General features: G+C 42.0%; 27 protein-coding genes. 25 read left to right on the top strand and 2 right to left on the bottom strand.

Features of this window, described 5'->3' with window-relative positions; genetic code table 11:
• The first annotated feature begins 14 nt into the window (after positions 1–14).
• The 19 genes from NSQ25_RS16985 (at position 15) to NSQ25_RS16895 (ending at position 14,881) form a co-directional block, all read left to right on the top strand.
• Entirely contained in the window at positions 15–494 is a 480-nt protein-coding gene (locus NSQ25_RS16985) for a hypothetical protein (protein WP_024423739.1), read from the top strand.
• Between the two features lie 123 nt (positions 495–617).
• Positions 618–1,271, top strand: a complete 654-nt coding sequence (gene spoIIR, locus NSQ25_RS16980; protein WP_229137102.1) for a stage II sporulation protein R — start codon at positions 618–620, stop codon at positions 1,269–1,271.
• Between the two features lie 63 nt (positions 1,272–1,334).
• A complete protein-coding gene (locus tag NSQ25_RS16975; RefSeq protein WP_034281223.1) occupies positions 1,335–1,778 on the top strand; it encodes a general stress acyl- n-acyltransferase in 444 nt (147 codons plus the stop codon).
• A gap of 162 nt (positions 1,779–1,940) precedes the next feature.
• Complete coding sequence (locus tag NSQ25_RS16970) at positions 1,941–2,993, top strand: L-threonylcarbamoyladenylate synthase (protein ID WP_081279482.1); 1,053 nt, start codon at positions 1,941–1,943, stop codon at positions 2,991–2,993.
• A gap of 60 nt (positions 2,994–3,053) precedes the next feature.
• Positions 3,054–3,608: a manganese efflux pump gene (locus NSQ25_RS16965; RefSeq protein WP_065214880.1), complete on the top strand. Its 555-nt coding sequence runs from the start codon at positions 3,054–3,056 to the stop codon at positions 3,606–3,608.
• Positions 3,609–3,671: 63 nt separating this feature from the next.
• Complete coding sequence (locus NSQ25_RS16960) at positions 3,672–4,130, top strand: low molecular weight protein arginine phosphatase (RefSeq protein ID WP_024423734.1); 459 nt, start codon at positions 3,672–3,674, stop codon at positions 4,128–4,130.
• A 133-nt stretch (positions 4,131–4,263) separates the two neighbouring features.
• Positions 4,264–4,713: a ribose 5-phosphate isomerase B gene (rpiB, locus tag NSQ25_RS16955; RefSeq protein WP_003214714.1), complete on the top strand. Its 450-nt coding sequence runs from the start codon at positions 4,264–4,266 to the stop codon at positions 4,711–4,713.
• Between the two features lie 12 nt (positions 4,714–4,725).
• Positions 4,726–5,265 (top strand): TIGR01440 family protein, encoded by a 540-nt coding sequence (locus tag NSQ25_RS16950; protein WP_034281221.1) that lies wholly within the window; start codon positions 4,726–4,728, stop codon positions 5,263–5,265.
• A 177-nt stretch (positions 5,266–5,442) separates the two neighbouring features.
• Positions 5,443–6,690, top strand: a complete 1,248-nt coding sequence (gene glyA, locus NSQ25_RS16945; protein WP_034281450.1) for a serine hydroxymethyltransferase — start codon at positions 5,443–5,445, stop codon at positions 6,688–6,690.
• Between the two features lie 147 nt (positions 6,691–6,837).
• Positions 6,838–7,467, top strand: coding sequence for a uracil phosphoribosyltransferase (gene upp, locus NSQ25_RS16940; protein ID WP_003214553.1), 630 nt, complete (start codon positions 6,838–6,840; stop codon positions 7,465–7,467).
• Positions 7,468–7,964: 497 nt separating this feature from the next.
• The gene (locus NSQ25_RS16935) at positions 7,965–8,348 is read left to right on the top strand and encodes an ATP synthase subunit I (RefSeq protein ID WP_024423731.1); all 384 of its coding nucleotides are present in this window, start codon (positions 7,965–7,967) and stop codon (positions 8,346–8,348) included.
• A 7-nt stretch (positions 8,349–8,355) separates the two neighbouring features.
• The gene (atpB, locus tag NSQ25_RS16930; protein ID WP_039182108.1) at positions 8,356–9,090 is read left to right on the top strand and encodes a F0F1 ATP synthase subunit A; all 735 of its coding nucleotides are present in this window, start codon (positions 8,356–8,358) and stop codon (positions 9,088–9,090) included.
• A 48-nt stretch (positions 9,091–9,138) separates the two neighbouring features.
• Positions 9,139–9,351 (top strand): F0F1 ATP synthase subunit C, encoded by a 213-nt coding sequence (atpE, locus tag NSQ25_RS16925; protein ID WP_003214968.1) that lies wholly within the window; start codon positions 9,139–9,141, stop codon positions 9,349–9,351.
• Between the two features lie 120 nt (positions 9,352–9,471).
• The gene (gene atpF / locus NSQ25_RS16920; RefSeq protein WP_008354935.1) at positions 9,472–9,993 is read left to right on the top strand and encodes a F0F1 ATP synthase subunit B; all 522 of its coding nucleotides are present in this window, start codon (positions 9,472–9,474) and stop codon (positions 9,991–9,993) included.
• Positions 9,990–10,535 carry a F0F1 ATP synthase subunit delta gene (locus tag NSQ25_RS16915; RefSeq protein WP_024426340.1) on the top strand — a complete coding sequence of 182 codons (546 nt, stop codon included), beginning with the start codon at positions 9,990–9,992 and terminating at the stop codon, positions 10,533–10,535. The genes atpF and NSQ25_RS16915 overlap by 4 nt, the downstream gene beginning before the upstream one ends.
• A 16-nt stretch (positions 10,536–10,551) precedes the next feature.
• Positions 10,552–12,060, top strand: coding sequence for a F0F1 ATP synthase subunit alpha (atpA, locus tag NSQ25_RS16910; protein ID WP_034281219.1), 1,509 nt, complete (start codon positions 10,552–10,554; stop codon positions 12,058–12,060).
• 88 nt (positions 12,061–12,148) lie between these two features.
• Entirely contained in the window at positions 12,149–13,015 is an 867-nt protein-coding gene (locus NSQ25_RS16905; protein WP_024423727.1) for a F0F1 ATP synthase subunit gamma, read from the top strand.
• Between the two features lie 24 nt (positions 13,016–13,039).
• A complete protein-coding gene (gene atpD, locus NSQ25_RS16900) occupies positions 13,040–14,461 on the top strand; it encodes a F0F1 ATP synthase subunit beta (protein WP_024423726.1) in 1,422 nt (473 codons plus the stop codon).
• A gap of 24 nt (positions 14,462–14,485) precedes the next feature.
• Positions 14,486–14,881, top strand: coding sequence for a F0F1 ATP synthase subunit epsilon (locus NSQ25_RS16895; RefSeq protein ID WP_003214592.1), 396 nt, complete (start codon positions 14,486–14,488; stop codon positions 14,879–14,881).
• A gap of 42 nt (positions 14,882–14,923) precedes the next feature.
• On the opposite strand, the gene NSQ25_RS16890 is transcribed toward NSQ25_RS16895, so the two are convergent.
• On the bottom strand, positions 14,924–15,400 hold the full coding sequence (locus NSQ25_RS16890) for a hypothetical protein (RefSeq protein WP_024426339.1): 477 nt from the start codon (positions 15,398–15,400) through the stop codon (positions 14,924–14,926).
• 170 nt (positions 15,401–15,570) lie between these two features.
• Between NSQ25_RS16890 and NSQ25_RS16885 the strand changes: the two genes are divergently transcribed.
• The 6 genes from NSQ25_RS16885 (at position 15,571) to NSQ25_RS16860 (ending at position 21,069) form a co-directional block, all read left to right on the top strand.
• Entirely contained in the window at positions 15,571–15,801 is a 231-nt protein-coding gene (locus NSQ25_RS16885) for a DUF1146 family protein (protein ID WP_024423724.1), read from the top strand.
• 129 nt (positions 15,802–15,930) lie between these two features.
• On the top strand, positions 15,931–16,665 hold the full coding sequence (locus NSQ25_RS16880; protein ID WP_326135884.1) for a YwmB family TATA-box binding protein: 735 nt from the start codon (positions 15,931–15,933) through the stop codon (positions 16,663–16,665).
• A 32-nt stretch (positions 16,666–16,697) separates the two neighbouring features.
• Positions 16,698–18,005, top strand: a complete 1,308-nt coding sequence (gene murA / locus NSQ25_RS16875; RefSeq protein WP_061110185.1) for a UDP-N-acetylglucosamine 1-carboxyvinyltransferase — start codon at positions 16,698–16,700, stop codon at positions 18,003–18,005.
• Positions 18,006–18,261: 256 nt separating this feature from the next.
• Positions 18,262–19,287 carry a stage II sporulation protein D gene (gene spoIID / locus NSQ25_RS16870; protein WP_041115518.1) on the top strand — a complete coding sequence of 342 codons (1,026 nt, stop codon included), beginning with the start codon at positions 18,262–18,264 and terminating at the stop codon, positions 19,285–19,287.
• 322 nt (positions 19,288–19,609) lie between these two features.
• Positions 19,610–20,308: a VWA domain-containing protein gene (locus NSQ25_RS16865; RefSeq protein ID WP_080769523.1), complete on the top strand. Its 699-nt coding sequence runs from the start codon at positions 19,610–19,612 to the stop codon at positions 20,306–20,308.
• An 83-nt stretch (positions 20,309–20,391) separates the two neighbouring features.
• Positions 20,392–21,069, top strand: a complete 678-nt coding sequence (locus tag NSQ25_RS16860) for a VWA domain-containing protein (protein WP_070326115.1) — start codon at positions 20,392–20,394, stop codon at positions 21,067–21,069.
• A 51-nt stretch (positions 21,070–21,120) separates the two neighbouring features.
• Here NSQ25_RS16860 and NSQ25_RS16855 read toward each other — a convergent pair whose 3' ends face one another.
• A complete protein-coding gene (locus NSQ25_RS16855) occupies positions 21,121–23,469 on the bottom strand; it encodes an FdhF/YdeP family oxidoreductase (RefSeq protein ID WP_087976055.1) in 2,349 nt (782 codons plus the stop codon).
• Positions 23,470–23,486: the final 17 nt, after the last annotated feature.

Here is a 23,486-nt window from a genome sequence, read left to right as displayed (position 1 = left end):
ACAAAAGGTATGCGATGGTGTTGGTCATCGTCAGTGTACTATTGATTGTGAGTGCTTGTGGTAAACCGAGCTTTAAAAAAGAGGCAGCAGCATTTGGAGAAAGCTATAAAAAAGCACAATACACAGTGAATCGAACGGATGACCTATCTGACATGAAAGAGAAGCTGAAGGTTTATTTAACCGAACATGAATATCAAGAATATACACAAGACAGCATGTTCCCGAGCATATTAGAAGCGGCAAAGGATCAAGATTGTCAAATCAAGCTGAAGAAAATTATGTTTACGCCTTCAGATGAAAGCGATGACAGAATTGAATTTAACTATGAAATGGTGATCCAATTTATCGATCAAAAAGGAAAAGTCAAAAAAGAAATCGAGAAAAAAGGAGCCATGACTGTCATCAAAACAGAATCTGGTTTAAAAATCAGCCGAGATTGGGATGGGAGACTATACCCTTCTGACTACCAATCCTCACTCAAAAGTCGTTCTTAATGAGAACGGCTTTTTTGTTTTTGACTCATAATCTATTAAAAAAATCATGTTGACTGTTTATGAGATGGGTTTCCTGGACACAATGTTTGTAGCGAAGAGAAAAAGTGGGGGGAACACACAATGTTGAAAAGTAAAACGATGATTTGTCTTTATATGTTTCTATTATTATGCGGTGCTTTTGCAAATCTTGGCAGAGAGGAGACAGCGGCTGCTTCTGCAAATCAGCCTGTTGTCATACCAGATGAAGCGATTCGATTACGCATTTTAGCAAATAGTGATCGTTCAGCGGATCAGGATGTGAAAAGAAGTATTCGTGACGAGGTCAATGCGAGTATGACAGAGTGGGTGAAAGACCTCACATCCATTGAAGAAGCAAGACGTGTTATTCGATCAAAGCTGCCAGAAATCAATCGTATTGCTAAAGCGAAATTGAAGGAACAGCACATAGATCAATCCGTATCGGTCAGTTTTCAAAAAGCTTCATTTCCAACAAAGCTCTATGGAAATTTCGTCTACCCTGCTGGGAAATATGAAGCCATTTTAATTACGCTTGGAGAAGGAGACGGAGCCAACTGGTGGTGTGTGTTATTTCCGCCGCTCTGCTTTATCGATTTTTCAAACGGAGAAGCCATCGCCTCACCAGAAGGGGATGATGATAAACAAGTGACAGCGCAGCAAACGAAAGAGTCTGTTAATGAAGTGGTGAAAGAAGAGGAAGAAGAGACAGGTGAAGTGAAGTTCTTTTTGTTTGAATGGGTCTCTAGTCTTTTCTCTTAAAAAAGGTATAAATCGGTTTTTGCCTCATAGAGTTGAAGTAAGAGAACAAAAAGAGGTGAAAGCATGTATTATCAATTAAGAATAGCCACAGAACAAGATGTCCCGGCGATCAATGCTTTTCTTGAAAAGGGACAAGCAAAAGGCGGAGTAACGCTTGCGGAGCGAACGGCATTTGTAGTGATGGAAGATGCGGATGGTCAGCTGGCAGGCTGCTTAGGTCTTGAACAGCTCAATGAACAAGAGGGATTGCTGCGGTCTCTTGTCATATCAGATAAGCTCGGTCAGGGACACATTGTCTCTTTGTTCCAAAGTGTTCAAACGCTCGGTGAAAAAATGGGTGTGGATACTTTTTATGTCGTCGCAAACCATTCCTCTTCCCATGATTTTTTGGCATTAATGGGCTTTACGCCTTTAGAGGAAATTCCAGAAAGCATATGGAGCTCAGCACATGCAAAAGAGACATTGGGGAAAGAACAGGCTGTGGTCCTGCAAAAAAAAGGCAGTTAATCACAAAATGATGGACTTATACACATACTTATCCACTATTAAACAAGCGTTATCCACAAATTGTGGACAACGCTTGTTTTATTGATCATCATCTTTTATACTTTCAAAAGGATAATTGAGATATATAAACAGTTTTATCTTTTTTTAAAAGGAGTTTGTATGATGTTAAATACAAAAAGGTGGTCTGTGGATTTAGAAAAGGATTTATCCACATACTATCCACAAATTAAACAGGCGGCCGATCTGCTGCAGCAAAATGAAGTGGTTGCGTTCCCGACAGAGACCGTTTACGGACTCGGGGCAAATGCGAAAGAGACAGAAGCCGTTATGAAAATTTATGAAGCGAAAGGGCGTCCGAGTGATAATCCGTTGATTGTTCACATTGCGGAGGTTCAGCAGCTTCACGAATTTGCACAAATAGAAAGCGAAAAAGCGAAGGCGCTGATGGATGCCTTTTGGCCGGGCGCCTTAACCATCGTTCTTCCGTGTAAGCCGGGCACTTTATCAAAGCAGGTTACAGCAGGTTTATCCACAGTAGGTGTGAGAATGCCTGACCATCCCATTGCGCTTGAGCTGATTCGAGCAGCTGGTCTGCCAATTGCTGCACCAAGTGCCAATCGTTCGGGAAAACCTTCACCAACACAAGCTGACCATGTAGCGAGTGATCTCGAAGGGAGAATCGCTGGGATTGTGGATGGCGGTTCAACTGGAATTGGCGTTGAGTCAACGGTTGTATCCTGTGCCGGTGAGACCCCAGTGATTTTAAGACCAGGCGGAATTACAAAAGAAGCATTAGAAGAGGTCGTGGGGACGGTGAGTGTGGACCCAGGGCTGACAAAAAAGGACGAAGCGCCTGTATCGCCGGGAATGAAATACACACATTATGCACCTGAAGCCCAGATGTATATCTTTCATGGAAGTGATGAAGACATGCAGCGTCACATTCAGAAATACAAAGCTGAAGGTCTAAAAGTCGGAGTGCTGACAACAGAAGAAAAGAAATCGCTGTTTGCGGCAGATGTTGTGTACAGCTGTGGATATAGAGAAAAACCTGAAACGGTTGCTGCAAACCTCTATCGTGTACTGAGACAATTTGATGAAACAGATGTAGACTTGATTATTTCAGAAGCCTTTTCAGAGCAGGGAGTTGGTTCTGCCATTATGAACCGTCTGCAAAAAGCCGCAGGAGGGCGTACACTCCCTTCGTTCCAATAGTTCTAACCTTTCTTGGACAAACATAGGTTAAAGGAGAATGTGTGTCCAAGGGGGATTTACATGAACGAACTAGCTGGCGAATTGCTGACACTCAGCATCATGGCTTTTGCACTTGGGATGGATGCTTTTTCGGTTGGACTTGGTATGGGGATGATTCAGCTGAGGTTCCCCCAGATCATTTATATTGGACTTGTCATTGGGATATTTCATATGTTTATGCCGCTTTTTGGCATGCTGACAGGTCAGCTCTTATCCGGATGGCTCGGTCTACTTGCCACCTATATCGGCGGGGCGCTGCTTTTGGTGCTGGGACTGCAAATGATTGTTGCTTCTATCCGCAAAGAGGATAAGCCCTTTATCGCACCTGTTGGGGCTGGTCTCGTTCTTTTTGCTACAAGTGTAAGCCTAGACAGCTTCTCCGTTGGTTTAAGTCTTGGGATTTACGGTTCCCAGGTGTGGATGACTATATTATTGTTTGGTTTTTTTAGTATGCTCCTCACATGGCTCGGATTATTACTCGGTAAACAGGTTCGGTCATGGGTTGGTTCATATAGCGGCGCGCTTGGCGGAATCATTTTACTAGCCTTTGGTATCAAATTATTATTTCCGCTCTAGCCAATCTCCTTACATAACATGTAGAATGAAATGCTATATAATAGAAGAAAAGGAGGGCGAAAGATGAAAATCTTATTTGTTTGTACGGGAAATACATGCAGAAGTCCAATGGCTCAAGCCCTTTTTGCTTCAATTGCAGATGAAAAAGGTTTAGAGGTCACTGTAAAATCAGCGGGCATTTTTGCCTCCGATGAAGGGAAGGCTTCTCCTCAAGCGATCGAAGCATTATTTGAGAAAAGCATTCCACTAAATCACTCATCATCAAAATTGACAGAGGATCTTCTGCGCGAAGCTCATTACGTCTTCACGATGACGATGCAGCATAAACAGTTGATTGCAGAGCAATATGCGCATGCAAAAGGCAAGGTCTTCACTTTAAAGGAATTTGCGACAGGAACAGAAGGCGATGTATCCGATCCGTTTGGAGGAAGTCTTTCTGTTTATCAGGAAACTCGAGATGAACTAGAAGCCTTGCTGTATCAGCTCGCTGAGAAGCTGAAAAAAGATCATCATAATAGATAACTTGTAAAACCGTTGCCTCAACGGTTTTTCTGCTATTGTTTGCAAATCACTAGGCAGAGGTTAAAATATAACTGTAAATAAAGAATGAATGTAAGACATAACAGATCAACTCACCCTTAGGAGGAATTGCCCGATGAAAGTAGCCATTGCATCCGATCACGGCGGAACGAATATTCGTGAAGAAATCAAACAACTGATGGATGAATTGAAGATTGAATACATTGATATGGGTTGTGAATGCGGATCAGGTTCTGTAGACTACCCAGATTATGCTTTTCCTGTAGCCAATATGGTGGCAAACGGAGAAGTCGACCGCGGCATTTTAATTTGTGGGACAGGCATCGGCATGAGCATCTCAGCAAATAAAGTAAAAGGAATCCGTTGTGCATTGGCTCATGATACATTTAGTGCGAAAGCAACGAGAGAACATAATGATACGAACGTTCTTGCAATGGGAGAGCGAGTGATTGGACCAGGATTAGCACGTGAGATTGCGCACATTTGGCTGACGACAGAGTTTACAGCAGGACGCCATGCTGTGCGGATTGGCAAAATTGCTGATTACGAAGAAAAGCACCTATAAGGAGCGCTTAACATGAACATTGGTCAAGATTGGCTTGAAATGTTAAAAGAGTTTCATCAAACAGTTGAATTGCGTGCCGGGCAAATCTTAGTCATTGGCTGCAGTACGTCAGAAGTGGCTGGTGAGCATATTGGTACTGCAGGAAGTGAGCAAATTGCTGCCTCTATCTATCAAGAATTGGATCAGTTAAGACGAGAGACCGGCATCGAGCTCGCCTTTCAATGCTGTGAACATCTAAATCGTGCCCTTGTTGTTGAAGAAGAAGCGGCTTTCCGTTTTAACCTGGAGATCGTAGCTGCAGTACCTGTCCGCAAGGCGGGTGGTTCGATGGCGGCTCATGCTTATCAGCAAATGGAACATCCTGTATTAGTCGAATGCATTGAGGCACATGCTGGAATTGATATCGGCGATACGTTAATTGGGATGCACTTAAAGAGAGTCGCTGTACCTGTCCGCCTCAGTCGTCATCGATTAGGACATGCACATGTGACTTTTGCGAAAACGCGTCCGAAGCTGATTGGCGGAGAACGAGCCGTTTATACAAGATCATAGCTTCGATATATTTCTAATATAATGTTGAATGATGAAGACGCTTTACCACTTGAATATTCGGGTTTTCATAAAAAAGAAGTCGATTTTCCAAAAAAAACTTTTACATTTTACTCAAAAACCGTGTACAATGAGATGGTGAAAACATCGAATGGAAATAGATTGGAGAGGATTTCGCTGATGAAACATTTACCTGAGCAAGACGCACAAGTATTCAAAGCAATTCAACTAGAGCGGAAACGCCAGCAGGACAAAATCGAATTAATTGCATCAGAAAACTTCGTAAGCGAAGCAGTCATGGAAGCACAGGGCTCTGTATTAACTAACAAATACGCTGAGGGCTATCCTGGTAAACGCTACTATGGCGGCTGTGAACATGTAGACGTTGTGGAAGATATCGCACGTGACCGCGCAAAAGAAATTTTTGGCGCTGAGTATGTGAACGTACAGCCTCACTCAGGTGCTCAAGCGAACATGGCCGTATACTTTACAATTCTTGAGCATGGCGATACAGTACTGGGCATGAACTTATCACATGGCGGGCATTTAACACACGGAAGCCCTGTAAACTTTAGTGGTGTACAGTACAACTTTGTAGAATATGGTGTAGATAAAGAAACTCAGCATATCGACTATCAAGATGTACTTGAAAAAGCACGTGAACATAAGCCGAAACTTATCGTTGCGGGTGCAAGTGCATACCCACGTCAAATTGATTTCAAAAAGTTCCGTGAGATTGCTGATGAAGTCGGTGCTTACTTTATGGTCGACATGGCTCACATTGCTGGTCTTGTTGCAGCAGGTCTTCATCCAAATCCAGTTCCTTACGCAGATTTTGTGACAACGACAACTCACAAAACATTACGCGGACCTCGCGGCGGAATGATTCTATGCCGTGAAGAGTTTGGTAAAAAGATCGACAAATCGATTTTCCCTGGTATTCAAGGTGGACCACTGATGCATGTCATCTCTGCAAAAGCTGTTTCTTTCGGTGAAGTATTGAACGGAGATTTCAAAACATATGCACAAAACGTCATTGATAATGCAAAACAACTAGCTGAAACTCTTTTATCTGAAGATATTCAGCTTGTATCTGGCGGAACAGATAACCATCTTGTTCTCATCGACTTGCGTTCTCTTGGCATCACAGGAAAAATTGCAGAAAACGTTCTTGATGAAATCGGTATTACAGTGAACAAAAATGCAATTCCTTATGATCCAGAGAAACCATTTGTCACAAGTGGTGTACGTGTAGGTACAGCAGCAGTAACAAGCCGCGGTTTTGATCAAGAAGCGATGAAAGAAGTCGGTTCCATTATTGCACTTGCGCTAAAGCATCATGAAGATGAAGCGAAATTAGAAGAGGCGAAAAAGCGTGTATCTGATCTTACGGCCCGTTTCCCTCTATATAACGAATTAGATTATTAAAAAACAGACCCATTTGCCTATATTTGGCATGTGGGTTTTTTTTGTAGGATTTGCGAATCATATTGAAAGATGATGTCTTTTTATGTAGAATTGTAGGAAGTGTGCAAAGTTCACCGGAAGATGACAGAAAAGGAGTTGTAGCAAGCAATGGCAAAGGTTTATGTATTTGATCACCCGCTTATTCAGCACAAACTTACATATATTCGTGACGTTCATACAGGAACTAAAGAATTTAGAGAGCTAGTGGATGAAGTCGCAACATTAATGGCATTTGAAATCACAAGAGATTTACCGCTTGAAGAGGTAGATGTAGAAACACCTGTACAAGTAGCGAAATCAAACGTGATCTCAGGGAAGAAACTCGGTGTTGTGCCAATTTTAAGAGCAGGTCTTGGAATGGTAGACGGGATTTTGAAACTCATTCCAGCTGCTAAAGTGGGACATGTTGGTTTATACCGTGATCCGAAAACATTAAAGCCTGTTGAATATTATGTGAAGCTTCCATCTGATGTGGAAGAACGTGAATTTATCGTAGTAGACCCAATGCTTGCAACTGGCGGCTCAGCAGTCGAAGCGTTAAACAGCTTGAAAAAACGTGGTGCGAAAAACATTCGCTTTATGTGTCTGATTGCTGCCCCTGAAGGTGTAGAGGAAATGCAAAAGCATCATCCAGATGTTGATATCTACATTGCAGCATTAGATGAGAAACTAAACGAAAAAGGTTACATCATCCCAGGTCTTGGTGATGCTGGTGACCGTATGTACGGAACGAAATAAGAAAGTCTTAATAAAAGCCCACATGCAAACGTGCATGTGGGCTTTTTGAAATATATGACAAACGGTTGATACCGTTCTTAGAAAAATCAATGTATACTGAACATTGGCTGTTTTTTTCAATGATTGTCACATCTCTCCTAAAGTTTGATGAAATTGTGAACATTTTGTGTGCTCTATCACTATAGAAAAGTTTTTTAACTTTCAACCGATTGACACATCATAGACGCTATTGTATGCTAAACGAGGGTATTATGGTAAGGTTTTCATAGCCTATAGCACTCTACTAATCCTCATTGTGAACCCTTTAATAATCAGGGTTTGTATCAACGAATGAAGCAGCATCCCATAGATCTAAAGATTTCAAGTCTGATTGTGCAATTAGACCGATGGGTGATTGATTTTTTTCGAATAGGACGGCTTATCATAAGCGTCTTCTACGCAGTTTTCATCACCATTTATCACCTTTTTTACAATACTTTTCATCGGGAGTCAGATGAATGAACGATCCAAACGCGATTTTCCGCAGACAGAGTAAATACATGTTCTATCTATTGGCAATTTTTGTGTTTGGCTATGCCATGCCTGGTTTTAAACCACTGTTTCTTGGTTTCATTATCGGCACAATTTTTGCTTTCTTTAATTTATTCCTACTTATACGGAGAATGCACGCTTTTGATCGAGCGGTTAAAAAAGGAAAATCCATTCGTTCAATGGGAAGTACAGCCAGGTGGGCCAACGCGATTCTCGCAGTAGCGATTGCTTGGCGTTACCCTAATGAAGTTCATCTGGCAGGTGTTGTTATAGGATTAATGACAATATATCCTGTCATTATGATAGATTCCTTCATTCAACTTAAACGTTCTACTATGGAAGAGAGGTGAATACTCTTTGGGTCACAGTTCAAAAACTACAGAATTTTTAGGGTTAACGTTCAACTTATCCAATGTTCTCATGATTACGATTGCTAGTATCATCGTTCTTCTCATAGCGGTGCTGACTACTCGTGTTCTGTCTATTCGTCCGACTAAGGCGCAGAACTTCATGGAATGGATCGTTGATTTTGTTCGAAATATCATAGGTAGTTCGATGGACATGAAAACAGGAGCCCCATTTCTAGCGCTTGGCGTTACATTACTCATGTACATATTTGTTTCAAACATGCTTGGACTGCCGTTCTCGATTACGGTCGATCACAACTTGTGGTGGAAATCACCAACTGCTGATCCTGCAATCACAATGACACTAGCAATTATGGTCATGGGACTTACACACTTCTACGGTGTCAAGGCAAAAGGAGTCAAGGAATATACGAAAGACTACTTTAGACCAATTCCGCTTTTAGTACCATTGAAACTTATTGAAGAATTTGCAAACACGCTAACACTTGGTTTGCGTCTTTACGGAAATATTTTCGCTGGAGAGATTCTTCTTGGGTTACTTGCAGGACTTGCGACCAATTTCTACTCGCAAAACATTGCGCTTGGTATCGTTGGTACATTAGGTGCCATCGTGCCGATGATTGTATGGCAGGCATTCAGTTTGTTTGTCGGAACAATCCAGGCATTTATCTTCACCATGCTGACAATGGTGTACATTTCCCATAAAGTCAGCGACGAACACTAAAAAATTGAGAGTCCAAAAAGGACGTTATTTTAAAGGAGGAGCTTTTTAATGAATTTAATAGCAGCAGCAATTGCAATCGGTTTAGGAGCACTAGGAGCAGGTATTGGTAACGGTCTAATCGTATCTAAAACAGTTGAAGGAATCGCTCGTCAGCCAGAAGCTGGTAGAGAACTAAGAACACTTATGTTCATCGGGGTCGCTTTAGTTGAGGCACTTCCAATTATCGCTGTCGTTATCGCATTCTTGGCATTCTTTGGTTAATATGTGAGAAGCGTTCTAATATGAATTTTAATGGCGAAGATCAGATTAGTTCGAAACTTCGCCATTCCTTTATGTTTTGTTTCTTAACATATTATTTAAAGAAGGGAGTTGCCGTACTAAATGTCTCAGTTACCAGTGGTTTTAGGAGCAGGGGGCTTAAGTTTCAACGCCGGTGATATGTTATTCCAGCTTATCGCTATGCTCATCTTGCTTGCACTTTTAAAGAAATTTGCGCTTAAACCTTTATTAGGTATTATGAAGCAGCGTGAAGATTATATAGGAAATGAAATTTCAAGTGCTGAACAAAAGCACGTTCAAGCTGAAAAGCTTCTTGAAGAACAACGTGTCTTATTGAAAGAAGCACGCGAAGAATCACATACACTCATCGAAAATGCGAAAAAGATTGGTGAGAAACAAAAAGAAGAGATCATTCAAGCAGCACGTCAAGAATCAGAGCGCTTGAAAGAGTCTGCTAGAACTGAAATCGTGAAAGAAAAAGAACAAGCTGTGGCTGCACTGCGTGAGCAGGTTGCATCACTATCTGTGCTGATTGCATCTAAAGTGATTGAAAAAGAACTTGATGAGCAGGCACAAGAGAAATTGATTCAAGAGTACCTTAAAGAGGCAGGCGAAAGCCGATGAGCGTAACTATTGTCTCTAAGCGTTACGCTTCTGCTCTTTTTGACATCGTTCTTGCTTCTTCGGCAGTAGACGAAACTGAAAAAGAGCTGAATGAGATCAAAAAAGTTCTAAAGGCTGATCAAGAACTCAATGACTTCCTTGTTCATCCAAAGATTACTGCAGACAAAAAGAAACAGTTGATTGCAGAAGCTTTCAAAGGTGTTTCTACTTATGTATTGCACACAATGTATTTACTGATTGACCGCGGACGCACGAATATTTTCTCTGAAATGACGTCGGAGTTTGTGAAACTTGCAAACCGCACGAAACAAATAGACGATGCGGTCGTGTATTCAGTGAAACCGCTGAGCGGTGCTGAAATTCAATCTTTATCTGAAGTATTTGCCAAAAAAGCCGGAGTCACATCACTACGTGTTGAAAATGTGATTGACAAGGATCTAATAGGCGGAGTGAAAATCCGTATCGGAAACCGCATTTATGACGGCAGTGTCAGCGGAAAGCTTTCCCGCATTGAACGTCAGCTTGCAGGCGAAAATCGTTAGAAGGGGTGAAACCTTAGTGAGTATCAAAGCTGAAGAGATTAGCGCGCTGATAAAGCAGCAAATCCAAAACTATCAATCAGAAATTGAAGTAAAAGATGTCGGTACAGTCATTCAAGTAGGGGACGGTATCGCGCGTGTACATGGCCTTGACAACATTATGGCAGGAGAGCTGGTTGAGTTCTCTAACGGTGTAATGGGTATGGCTCAAAACCTTGAGGAGTCTAACGTAGGTATCGTTATTTTAGGACCTTACAAAGATATCCGCGAAGGTGATGACGTAAAACGTACAGGTCGTATCATGGAGGTTCCAGTAGGTGAAGAGTTAATCGGACGTATTGTGAACCCGCTTGGTCAGCCTGTTGATGGACTAGGTCCAATCTTAACAAGCAAAACACGTCCAATCGAAAGTGAAGCACCAGGCGTTATGGATCGTAAATCTGTACATGAGCCGCTTCAAACAGGAATTAAAGCAATTGATGCCTTGATTCCAATCGGCCGCGGACAGCGTGAATTGATCATTGGTGACCGTCAAACAGGTAAAACATCTGTTGCAATCGATACAATTCTAAACCAAAAAGATCAAGACATGATCTGTATTTATGTAGCTATCGGACAAAAAGAATCTACGGTTCGTGGTGTTGTTGAAACACTTCGTAAGCATGGTGCGCTTGACTACACAATCGTTGTCACAGCTTCTGCATCACAGCCGGCTCCACTTCTTTACCTTGCTCCTTATGCAGGTGTAACGATGGGTGAGGAATTCATGTATAACGGCAAGCATGTACTTGTTGTCTATGATGACCTTTCTAAACAAGCGGCAGCTTACCGTGAGCTTTCATTATTGCTTCGTCGTCCTCCAGGTCGTGAGGCATTCCCTGGTGATGTTTTCTATCTTCACTCTCGTTTATTAGAACGTGCAGCGAAGCTTAGTGACGCAAAGGGTGGCGGTTCTATCACAGCATTGCCTTTCGTAGAAACGCAGGCTGGCGATATCTCTGCATATATCCCAACAAACGTTATTTCAATCACAGATGGACAGATTTTCTTACAATCTGACCTCTTCTTCTCAGGCGTACGTCCAGCGGTAAACGCAGGATTGTCTGTATCCCGTGTAGGTGGTTCTGCACAAATCAAAGCGATGAAAAAGGTAGCAGGTACACTTCGTCTGGATCTTGCTTCTTATCGTGAGCTTGAAGCATTCGCTCAGTTTGGATCTGATCTAGACCAAGCCACTCAAGCGAAATTAAACCGTGGTGCAAGAACAGTTGAAGTCTTAAAACAAGACTTGAACAAACCGCTTAAAGTTGAAAAACAAGTAGCGATTCTTTACGCACTAACAAGAGGATATTTAGACGATGTAGCCATTGCTGATGTTAAACGTTTTGAAGCTGAGTTATTCTTGTACATTGAAGAAAACCATAAAGGCTTGTTTGACACAATCTCTCAAACAGGAAATATGCCTGCTGATGAAGAGTGGAAGACAGCAATCGAAGGCTTTAAACGTACGTTTGCACCAAGCAACTAATTAGTAATCTTTCCGAGAGAAAAAGATTCTCTTTTTCTCTCTTTTCACGTAAATGAACACGGATTCCTGAAAAAAGGTGGTGAAATCTTTGGCCTCATTACGCGATATAAAGTCAAGGATCACGTCAACGAAAAAATCGAGTCAGATCACAAAAGCGATGCAAATGGTATCAGCTGCGAAACTGAATCGTGCTGAAAACAATGCGAAGTCTTTTGTTCCTTACATGGAGAAAATCCAGGAAGTGGTTGCTGCAATCGCAACTGGAACAAGTGCTAAGCACCCAATGCTTCTTTCAAGACCTGTCAAGAAAACAGGGTATCTCGTCATTACATCTGATCGAGGGCTTGCAGGACCTTTTAACAGCTCGATTTTGCGTGCCGCTTACCAAACCATTCAATCTCGTCATCAATCCGCTGATGAATATGCGGTGATTGTCATTGGTAAAATCGGACGCGACTTCTTCAAAAAGCGTGGTATTCCAGTTATTTCTGAAGTAACAGGGCTTGGAGACGAAGTAGCGTTTGCTGATATTAAAGAATTAGCAAGCAGTACAGTTCAAATGTTCTCTGATGAAGCGTTTGACGAACTTTATATGTTCTACAACCACTTTGTCAGTGCGATTTCACAAGAAGTAACAGAGAAGAAATTATTGCCGCTAACGGACCTTTCGGCCGCAGCGACACCAAATAAACGTTCCGCATCTTATGAGTTTGAGCCTTCTGAAGAAGAAATTCTTGAAGTTCTCCTTCCTCAATATGCAGAGAGTTTGATTTTCGGTGCGCTTCTTGACAGCAAAGCAAGTGAACATGCTGCAAGAATGACAGCAATGAAGAGTGCAACAGACAACGCAAAAGAATTGATCGACAGCCTGACACTCTCTTACAACCGTGCTCGTCAAGCAGCGATTACACAAGAGATTACAGAAATTGTCGGCGGAGCAGCTGCCTTAGAATAGAAATAATTGTCAGGAGGGAATGCAATGAAAACAGGACGCATCAGTCAGATCATGGGACCAGTCGTAGACGTTCGTTTTGAAGACGGTCACTTGCCTGAGATTTATAATGCGATCAAAGTTTCGCATAAAGCGGAAAGCGAAAGTGAAGTTGATATCGACTTAACTTTAGAAGTAGCACTACATTTAGGTGACGATACAGTGAGAACCATCGCAATGGCATCAACAGACGGTGTGAAGCGCGGTATGGAAGCTGTAGACCTTGGAAAACCAATTTCAGTACCAGTTGGTAACGTAACACTTGGACGTGTATTCAACGTACTGGGAGATAACATTGACTTAGATGAGCCACTTGGTGTGGAAGCTCAAAGAGATCCAATCCACAGACAAGCGCCTTCTTTTGATCAACTTTCTACAGAAGTTGAAATTCTTGAAACAGGTATCAAAGTTGTTGACCTGCTTGCTCCTTACATCAAAGGTGGAAAGATCGGTCTATTCGGTGGAGCTGGTGTTGGTAAAACCGTTCTGATTCAAGAATTGATCAACAACATCGCACAAGAACACGGCGGTATTTCTGTATTCGCTGGTGTTGGAGAGCGTACACGTGAAGGAAACGACCTTTACTACGAAATGAAAGATTCTGGCGTTATCGAAAAAACAGCCATGGTCTTCGGTCAAATGAACGAGCCGCCAGGTGCACGTATGCGTGTTGCCCTAACTGGATTGACAATGGCAGAGCATTTCCGTGATGAACAAGGTCAAGACGTATTGTTCTTCATCGATAATATCTATCGCTTTACACAAGCAGGTTCTGAGGTATCAGCCCTTCTTGGACGTATGCCTTCAGCGGTAGGTTATCAGCCGACACTTGCAACAGAGATGGGTCAGCTGCAAGAGCGTATCACGTCTACAAACGTAGGATCGGTTACATCGATTCAAGCGATCTATGTACCTGCGGATGACTATACGGATCCAGCTCCAGCAACTACGTTCGCTCACCTTGATGCAACGACAAACCTTGAGCGTAAGCTGACTGAAATGGGTATTTACCCAGCGGTTGATCCTCTTGCTTCAACATCTCGTGCACTTGCACCTGAGATCGTTGGTGAAGAGCATTATGCGATTGCGCGTGAAGTGCAGCAAACATTGCAGCGTTATAAAGAGCTTCAAGATATTATTGCCATTTTAGGTATGGATGAATTATCTGAGGACGATAAGCTTGTGGTACACAGAGCGCGTCGTATTCAATTCTTCCTATCTCAAAACTTCCACGTAGCAGAGCAGTTCACTGGCCAAAAGGGTTCTTATGTGCCATTGAAAGAAACTGTTAAAGGCTTCAAGGAAATCTTGTCTGGTAAATACGATCACCTTCCAGAAGATGCATTCCGCTTAGTTGGACGCATTGAAGAAGTGATTGAAAAAGCCAAAGAGATGGGTGTAGAGGCCTAATCTGGTCCTTAGGAGGGTAAAAGCATGAAGACCGTTCAAGTCAATATCGTTACTCCCGACGGCCCAGTGTATCAAGCGGATGTGGAAATGGTCAGTGTAAGAGCAGAAAGCGGTGAGCTTGGTATTTTAGCTGGCCACGTTCCAATGGTTGCTCCGCTAAAAATCGGTGCAGTTCGCTTAAAACATAGTGGATCAACTGAATTGGTTGCAGTAAGTGGCGGATTTGTTGAAGTCCGCCCTGAACAAGTAACGATTCTTGCTCAGGCCGCTGAAACATCAGATAAAGTTGATGTCGATCGTGCTAAATCAGCGAAGCAGCGTGCTGAAGAGCATTTGAACCACCCGAATGAAAGTGATGTACGCCGGGCGGAACTCGCATTAAAACGGGCGTTAAACCGTTTAAATGTAGCAGGGAAATAAAACAGAAAATCCTTCTTATCACTGTGATAAGAAGGATTTTTTTTAGGATGACATGAGAGATTGATACATCGACACATAAGGATGAGATGCTTGCTTTTCTAGATATAAGTGCTCGCAAAATTGCGTACTACAATGCCATGTTTTATTATTTCTACGTAAGCCAAGCGTATATTTGTGCGGAGAATCCATATAAGGCCGCACCACCCAGTCAGCATCTGAATGATGACGGATGACAACCTCTCCTATATACACACTCATCATCGCTTCTAATGCATCTATCGGCATTTTCCACTCAGCGAACAGCTGCTTGGTCAATGCATCAAAGTATAGTGATTCTAACTGATACAAGCTTTCCTCAGAGTAATCCAAAGAAATGTTATGAAAATGACACAATTGTGCTAATTCTTCTAGCTGTGTCTGTCTATAATCAAAGTAGAAAGCAATGGCCTCCCATTCATGATCAAATGAGGGAACCAATTCTCCGTACAAATCAACAAAGTCAGGAAAAGAATCTTTCAATGTGTTCAGCTCCTTCCACACGCAGTATATCATCTCCTTGGCATCAGGATAAGAGGGGATTCACACTAAATGTAGCTCTTTTTTCCAAATGATTCATCTTTCCGATTTTCGAGGATATAATGAAAGGGAGTTTTCCTTTACAGAAATAAATAAAAGGAGGATTCAACTGTATGGAAGACGTAGGACAACAAGCAATCGTGGGCATTGTGATCCACCTATTTTTTATCGCGGTTACATGGTGGGCACTGCTTGCTGTAAATATTGATCCACTCATTAAAAAAGGGAAAATCGTTCAAGCAAGGCTGCTGATGATGCTCATTACCATTGCTATCGCATCTGCAGTCAGCAATTTCTTCCTTGATTACTTAAATTTCTCGAGACAAATTCCTTATATGTTCTAACATAAAAGGTTTGGTCACAGTCTTCTGCGGGAACGTAAAAAGAAGGGTCAAAAGGCTCGCCTTTTGTTGACTTTTCCACGTATGCATTGACCTCCTTGCGGCAACACTTGTAGCAAGGGGGAATGACAAGTGAGAAAGTATTTGAAAGGTTGGCCATTATTTGCGTTTATTCTTTTTTTTGTTCTGATGATTCAAGGTGTTCGTGCGGAAGAATCTTCCCCGCTCGCTCAAATAGCAGAAGGTCTAAAAAACCAGAAAATCGAAGTCGATGGGTGGACCCTTCATGCCAAAACAAATGTAGATATTTCATCCGAACAATTTTCAAAAAAAGTGAAACGTTTGAAAGACGAACTACGACAGTATGAGTGGACCGAAAAAAAAGAACAACATGTCACCAAAGTCACAGGAATTTACAAAGATGAAAAAAATGATACAGAATCGAAAATTTTACTCGTGAAGACCGACACAAAATCCAATCAAAAGTCGTATTTATTATATGAGCAAAAAGGTGCTCGCCCACTGAATACCTGGGAGCATACATATGATCAGTTCGTACGTCATGCAAAAAGCATATTACAAGAGAAAATTGTAATTTTTACTTGTCTCGATGGTCATGTAAATGGTATGATGGATGTTGTTTTGCAAAAAAAAGCTGAAATGTTAGCAAATGAATTTCAAGCAAAACCAGTTGAGTATCTCGTTGAGTCTAATTTTGTGTCGCTTTCCGCTTACACAGATAAGTGGGAACAGTTCATTATGACTTCAAATGATAAAATGAATGTTCAAATTGCCATCAGAAGTTCGGAAATGAACGAAAATCATACGATTACGGTTGGCACACCAATCGTAACGACTGAATATTAATATAGAGAATTTGGGACGCGGAGGGGAAGACCTTGGAAAAAATCATCGTCCGCGGCGGTCAAAAGTTAAACGGCACAGTTAAAGTAGAAGGCGCAAAAAATGCCGTTTTACCAGTAATCGCTGCATCTTTGTTAGCAAGTACAGAAAAAAGCGTAATTTGTGATGTACCTACGCTCTCCGATGTATATACAATCAATGAAGTGTTACGTCATTTAGGAGCAGAAGTACATTTTGAAAATAACGAAGTATCAGTTGATGCATCTCATGCACTAGAAACTGAGGCTCCGTTTGAGTATGTCCGTAAAATGCGAGCATCCGTGCTTGTCATGGGACCACTTTTAGCAAGAACAGGTCATGCAAGAGTTGCATTACCTGGAGGCTGTGCGATTGGTTCAAGACCAATTGATCAGCATTTAAAAGGCTTTGAAGCAATGGGAGCTAAAATTCAAGTAGGTAATGGTTTCATCGAGGCTGAAGTAAAAGGCCGTTTAAAAGGTGCAAAAATCTATTTGGATTTCCCAAGTGTAGGGGCAACTGAAAACATCATCATGGCAGCAGCATTAGCTGAAGGAACAACGATTTTAGAAAACGTAGCAAAAGAACCTGAAATTGTTGATTTAGCAAACTACATCAATGCCATGGGCGGTAAGGTTCGCGGTGCTGGTACTGGTACAATCAAAATCGAAGGTGTGGAATCACTTCACGGTGCAAAACACAACATCATCCCTGACAGAATTGAAGCAGGTACTTTCATGGTGGCAGCAGCCATTACAGAAGGAAATGTTCTTGTAAAAGGCGCAGTGCCAGAGCACATGACATCACTTGTGGCAAAAATGGAAGAAATGGGTATTCAGATCATTGAAGAAGAAGAAGGTTTAAGAGTCATTGGACCATCTGAGCTCAAGCCAATCGATCTAAAAACAATGCCGCATCCTGGGTTCCCAACGGATATGCAATCTCAGATGATGGCGCTATTGCTTCGTGCGAACGGAACAAGCATGATCACAGAAACGGTGTTTGAAAACCGCTTTATGCATGCTGAAGAATTCCGCCGCATGAATGGCGATATTAAAATTGAGGGTCGCTCTGTCATTATCAATGGGCCGGTTCAACTTCAAGGTGCTGAAGTGGCAGCGACTGATTTAAGAGCAGGAGCAGCACTTGTACTTGCTGGATTAGTGGCAGAAGGTCATACACGTGTCACTGAGTTGAAGCATATTGACCGTGGTTATGTGAACTTCCACCAAAAGCTTGCAGCAATCGGTGCAGATATTGAAAGAGTAAACGATGAATCAGCAGATGTGACACAAGAACAAGTTGTATCAGATCTGAACGCTTAATCATGAAAGAAATCAGTGTGTCCATTGGGGCATGCTGATTTTTTTTAGAATCATAGAATGCCTCATTTCACGAAGCTTATCATTAGTGTATCCAACCATCTTAAATTTTATTCATACAGACGAACAGTAAAATCCATCGAAGAACAGCCTCATATCTTCATAAAAGACTTGTCCACTAAATGAAAGAAGCTGTCATATTAGCTTGTCCCTGCCCATAGGATAAAAGAGATTCAATGACAAATGGGGGCAGCCAAATATGAAACCAATGATATGGACAATCGCAGGAATATGCATCATCATTTTAATGATTCCAACATTACTTGTGTTGCCGACGTTCCAAGGGAAGCCGGCGGCCAGCCAGCACGTAGCAGCAGAACCATCAGTTAAAAAAGAAGTGAAGGGTTCAGTCAAATTGAAGCAATCACCCGTCGCTATCCCCGTCTATCGCTCAGCTCATCAGCAGGTAGAAAACATCCCCTTAGAAGAGTATGTGATCGGTGTCGTAGCATCTGAAATGCCAGCTGATTTTGAAATGGAAGCACTCAAGGCACAGGCGCTCGCAGCAAGAACGTATATCGTCAGACAAATGATCAGTGATAAGACTGTCAAATCACCCAAGGGCTCTCTTGTAGATGATACCCAAATGTTCCAAGTTTACAAAAACAAACAGGAACTCAAGAAAATTTGGGGGAAAGCGTACAATTGGAAATTAAAAAAGGTCACGGAAGCTGTCGCCAGCACACAAGGAAAAGTGCTGACTTATGACGAGAAACCAATTGATGCTTCATTCTTTTCAACAAGTAACGGAAAAACGGAAAATGCCGAAGCCTATTGGAAAAACGAAATCCCTTATTTGAAAAGTGTCTCAAGTAAATGGGACGAAAAATCGCCAAAATTTCAAAATAAGAAAACCATCTCGGTCAGTGAATTTCAGCAAAAATTAGGTGTGACGCTCACTCAGCAGGCTCAGGTCGGACAGATTGTAGAACGGACACCAGGAAATCAGGTAGCGAAAGCCGTGATCAACGGTAAAACAATGTCAGGCCGAGACATTCGAGAATCACTAGGCCTTCATTCAGCGGACTTCACATGGGAACGCCAGGGCCAGCAGATTGTCATTACAACAAAAGGATATGGTCATGGTGTAGGCATGAGTCAATATGGTGCGCATTATATGGCGCAGGCAGGCAAAAAAGTAGATGCCATCGTGAAGCATTATTATAAAGGAATTCAAATCGAATCAGCCGATCGTTTTCTCAACACGTATATGGCTAAAAAATAAAGCAAAGGTGCCTCAGAAATGAGGCATTTTTTTGTGTGTTCAAAGAGATTTGAACAGAATGTGTCAAATCGCGACTTAAGACGCAGATCAGGAAATCTTAAACATTTATGTCCTGACAAGAACTGATGGCCGATACAAAGTCCCTCGAAAGACAGAGAAAACGAGAGAATAATGGGTGTGTTAGGTGAAAATATCTAGATATCTGACAGAATTTTAGTGATTTTGATGAAAGAGAAAAAGGGACCGAGTCCTATACCATTCCAAGACAGAATAATTTACGATTAAGATGTTTCAATCAAATACATAAGGAGGAAGAAAAAGTATGTTGAAAAAAGTAATCACACTCGTAACCTTAACTGTATTGACATTATCTATGTCAATCTCTTCACCAGTATTTGCAGAAGCATCTACAGTCAAAAAACATAATAAAGATGTAAGAGTCACAATCTTGCTTGATGCAAGCGGAAGCATGGCAAGAAAAGTTGAGGGAGAGCGCAAATTTGATCTTGCTAAACAAGAGGTATTTAAATTTGCTCAGTCACTTCCAAAAGACGCTAAAATTCGTATGAGCTTGTTTGGTTCTGAAGGAAACAACAAAAATTCAGGTAAAGCTCAATCATGTGAAGTCATTAGAGGCGTTTACGGCGTACAGCCTTATGAAAAGGACAGCTTCGAAAACTCTTTAAACGGACTTGGGCCAACTGGCTGGACACCGATTGCACGTGCACTAGAAAATGCAAAGCAAGCGGATGAGCAGCTTACTGCAGGAACAAAGCATATTGTGTACTTAATCACTGATGGTGAGGAAACTTGTGGCGGAGATCCAGTAAAAGTAGCAAAAGAATTGCATAACTCAAAAGGATCAACTGTTGTAAATGTGATCGGATTAGACTTTAACGATGGCTATGAAGGTCAATTGAAGCAAGTAGCCAAAGCTGGTAAAGGCCATTACTACCAAGCAAGTACTGGTAAAGAAATGGGTTCTATCTTTTCAGCAGAATCATTAAAACTACACGAATAACTTGCTGAACAAAAGGGAAACGATTGATTCATGCTTTCGTTTCTCTTTTTCTGTACAAAAGTAAAAAAGGGAGGTTTTTATTGATGAAAAAAAACATCGTATTAACCATTTTGGCTAGTCTTGTCCTGCTTCTTTCTTCACCAGCTCATGCTGTAACAAAACAGGAGCCGCCTGCGCATGTGGTGATATTACTCGATTTAAGCGGGAGCATGGCACAATCAGTTGAAGGTGAAAAGAAAATTGAAATCGCCAAACGGTCTATTCAAAGCTTTGCGAGCATTTTATCAGAAGATACACAAGTTCTGCTTCGTGTGTTTGGTCATGAAGGAACCAATAAAAATGCAGGGAAAGCTGTTTCTTGTTCAAGTTCTGAAGCTGTTTACGGATTTGGAGCATATGAGCCATCAACCTTTCAGCAAGCACTGAATGTGTATAAGCCAACTGGCTGGACACCACTTGCAAAAGCATTAACGGATACGAAACAAGATTTTGAAGATCACCAAGCTGAAGGGAAAAATATTGTCTATGTTGTCAGTGATGGTGAAGAAACTTGTGGTGGAAGCCCTTCACAAGCAGCAAAGGAATTACATGAAGACGGAATAGATACAATCGTCAATATCATTGGCTTCGATGTGAATGAAAAGGAAGCAAAAAGTCTTAAATCTGTTGCAAAAGCGGGTGGAGGACAATATCAACCGGCTGCAAATGCCGAAGAATTGAACCATATTCTTCAACAGGAAGCGAGCGCTTTTGGTCGGTAGAGAATGAATGGCAGCTGGGGAAAACAACCCCAGCTGTTTTTAAGTTGACGATTAATTCAAAGTCGTTTCTAATTCATCAATTCGTTTCTCCACATAATGCTGATCCTTTCTTGCATGGAAGGTTTCGGCTTTTTCTAATATGGCAGCCGTATTATACTCGGGAATCTGTGAGTAGCTCTCATACACACCTTTAGGAATTAAAACGTTCCCTTCCGGCCAATAAACTGCGATATTGCCGCGTCTCAACTCTCCGAATTGAGCCACTCCTTGATAGGATCCATATTGATTAAAGAGAACAACTGGATCACCTTCTTGAACATAAAGCTCTTTTGCATCTTCTTCATTCATTAGGATAGAATGACGTTTTCCACCATTAAAGGCATCCTTTTCACTGTAGATCATGGAGTTGAATTGCTTTCCTCTTCTTGTCGTGATATTGAAATGTCCTTCGGTTTTTCGATATTGAGGCAGCTGGGCAGGAAGAAGATGTCCCTTGCCGTCTGGTGTTGGACACACGCCATCTTCACAAAGCCATGCGCCTCCCCATTGAAAAACGTCTCCCTTGTGACGTAAATGCTGGATGCCATCATAATTTCGGTTGGCGACCGCAATCTCACGACGAATGTCTTCAGCTGTTTCAAAATGTATCAGCTCGGCATCTTCTGGCCGGACTCTTTTCGCAAGATCAACATAAATGTCCCATTCCGCTCTGGCTTCCTCAATACGAGGTCCTTCAATTTCTGGACTGAAATATACCATGCGTTCCGTACTGGTTGATGTGCCGCCGCCTGGTTGTTCATACCTTGTCATAGCAGGCAGCACAATCACCGCCTCTTCAGCGTCTACCAGCGTAGAGGTATTCAAAATAATATCTTGGTGAACACGGAGTTCAAGTTCAGATAATGCTTTTTCGATCGCTTCCGGATTTGGCATCGTTTCTAAAAAGTTTCCGCCACTCGTAAACAGCATTTTGAGTTTTTGTGGATGGTCTTTTGGGAGAGCCATCTTTTCAAAGGATTGCCCAATGGTGTCACCATGCCATTTAGGAATGTCAAACCCCCATATACGTTCGATTCTTTCAATATTCTCTTCATCAAAATCACTACCCGGCAAAACGAATGGATCAGCGCCCATTTCACCAGAACCTTGGACGCCGCTATGCCCCCGAATTGGCATGACACCACAATGTTTTCTGCCGATAAATCCGCGCAGCATGGCAAGGTTGGCAACCTGTGATATATTATCAGTTGCAAAGCGGTGCTGAGTAAGGCCCATACTCCAAATAAAAACGCCTGAATTAGCATTGGCAAGCAGTGTCGCAAATTCCTTCATTCTTTCTTTTGATAAACCTGATGATGCTTCTAGGTCCTCCCACTTCAATTGTGCGACATGCTGCTTTAAATCCTGTATGCCTGTTGTATGTTTTTGAATAAATTCGTGATCAAGAGCCGAATGGGGAGCATGCTGCTCCATGTCAAACCAATGCTTGATGACGCCGTTCATAAACGCAATATCTCCGCCTATATTGACTTGGTAAAAATCATCTGCAATTTTTGTACCGAATAAAGCACTCTCTGGAATAGAAGGAACCCAATACTTTTCCATAGCAGGCTCTTTATACGGATTGATGACGATAATTTTTGTTCCCTTCTTTTTAGCAGCGTACATATATTTAGTGGAAACAGGCTGATTGTTTGCTGCGACAGATCCCCAAAAAATTAATACATCCGTTCCAATCCAATCACTGTAATTACAGCTGGAAGCACCGATGCCAAGGGACCGTTTAAGAGCGGTTTTACTTGGTGAATGGCAAATGCGAGAAGCATTATCAATATGATTCGTCCCTATAAATCGAGCAGCCTTTGCAGCCGTATAATAAACTTCATTTGTAATTCCTCTGGCGGTTAAATAGAAAGCAAGCTGCCGTTTATCAATTGATTGGATTTTAGCTGCGATTTGATCTAGTGCATCATCCCAAGAAATACGTGTAAAGGCATTGTCACCTTTTTTTCGGATCAATGGATAAGGAATCCGCCCAAGCTTGCGAAGAGAGGTGCTGTCCATTTGCTTTAGCTGATGAATATCTTCAAACCATTTTGGATCAATAGCTGGCATTGTGTTAAGACGAAGCACATTTAGCCTTGTGGTGCATATATGAGGTCCTGCGAGCGTTTGATCATACAGTCCTGAGACGCCAAGGGCACAGCCGTCACAAACACCCTGCGTTAAAATACGGTACGCGTAGGGAAGGTTATCTTTGTTCTCCCAAGCCACTTTCATCGTATCTCGAATGTGTTTCGGTTTCACTTTGCCAAGCCCCATTGGTACAAAAGACGCCCATAGCTTTGGTGAGGGTTTTTTATTGAGTTTAACAGGCCCCTTATGTTTTGTTTTCCCCATGAGATCATCACCCTCCT

The organism is Bacillus sp. FSL R5-0512 (assembly GCF_038593295.1).
Lineage (GTDB): Bacteria > Bacillota > Bacilli > Bacillales > Bacillaceae > Bacillus > Bacillus safensis.
Note: the sequence above shows the minus strand (reverse complement) of the source record. Positions and strands in the feature narration are given on the sequence as shown.

Bases quoted from the DNA above. Each gene is read 5' to 3' on its own strand.
- NSQ25_RS16985 (WP_024423739.1), top strand. From the start codon at position 15: ATGGTGTTGGTCATCGTCAGTGTACTATTGATTGTGAGTGCTTGTGGT.
- NSQ25_RS16975 (WP_034281223.1), top strand. From the start codon at position 1,335: ATGTATTATCAATTAAGAATAGCCACAGAACAAGATGTCCCGGCGATC.
- NSQ25_RS16970 (WP_081279482.1), top strand. From the start codon at position 1,941: ATGTTAAATACAAAAAGGTGGTCTGTGGATTTAGAAAAGGATTTATCC.
- NSQ25_RS16965 (WP_065214880.1), top strand. From the start codon at position 3,054: ATGAACGAACTAGCTGGCGAATTGCTGACACTCAGCATCATGGCTTTT.
- NSQ25_RS16960 (WP_024423734.1), top strand. From the start codon at position 3,672: ATGAAAATCTTATTTGTTTGTACGGGAAATACATGCAGAAGTCCAATG.
- rpiB (WP_003214714.1), top strand. From the start codon at position 4,264: ATGAAAGTAGCCATTGCATCCGATCACGGCGGAACGAATATTCGTGAA.
- NSQ25_RS16950 (WP_034281221.1), top strand. From the start codon at position 4,726: ATGAACATTGGTCAAGATTGGCTTGAAATGTTAAAAGAGTTTCATCAA.
- glyA (WP_034281450.1), top strand. From the start codon at position 5,443: ATGAAACATTTACCTGAGCAAGACGCACAAGTATTCAAAGCAATTCAA.
- upp (WP_003214553.1), top strand. From the start codon at position 6,838: ATGGCAAAGGTTTATGTATTTGATCACCCGCTTATTCAGCACAAACTT.
- NSQ25_RS16935 (WP_024423731.1), top strand. From the start codon at position 7,965: ATGAACGATCCAAACGCGATTTTCCGCAGACAGAGTAAATACATGTTC.
- atpE (WP_003214968.1), top strand. From the start codon at position 9,139: ATGAATTTAATAGCAGCAGCAATTGCAATCGGTTTAGGAGCACTAGGA.
- atpF (WP_008354935.1), top strand. From the start codon at position 9,472: ATGTCTCAGTTACCAGTGGTTTTAGGAGCAGGGGGCTTAAGTTTCAAC.
- NSQ25_RS16915 (WP_024426340.1), top strand. From the start codon at position 9,990: ATGAGCGTAACTATTGTCTCTAAGCGTTACGCTTCTGCTCTTTTTGAC.
- atpD (WP_024423726.1), top strand. From the start codon at position 13,040: ATGAAAACAGGACGCATCAGTCAGATCATGGGACCAGTCGTAGACGTT.
- NSQ25_RS16895 (WP_003214592.1), top strand. From the start codon at position 14,486: ATGAAGACCGTTCAAGTCAATATCGTTACTCCCGACGGCCCAGTGTAT.
- NSQ25_RS16885 (WP_024423724.1), top strand. From the start codon at position 15,571: ATGGAAGACGTAGGACAACAAGCAATCGTGGGCATTGTGATCCACCTA.
- spoIID (WP_041115518.1), top strand. From the start codon at position 18,262: ATGAAACCAATGATATGGACAATCGCAGGAATATGCATCATCATTTTA.
- NSQ25_RS16865 (WP_080769523.1), top strand. From the start codon at position 19,610: ATGTTGAAAAAAGTAATCACACTCGTAACCTTAACTGTATTGACATTA.
- NSQ25_RS16860 (WP_070326115.1), top strand. From the start codon at position 20,392: ATGAAAAAAAACATCGTATTAACCATTTTGGCTAGTCTTGTCCTGCTT.
- NSQ25_RS16855 (WP_087976055.1), bottom strand. From the start codon at position 23,469: ATGGGGAAAACAAAACATAAGGGGCCTGTTAAACTCAATAAAAAACCC.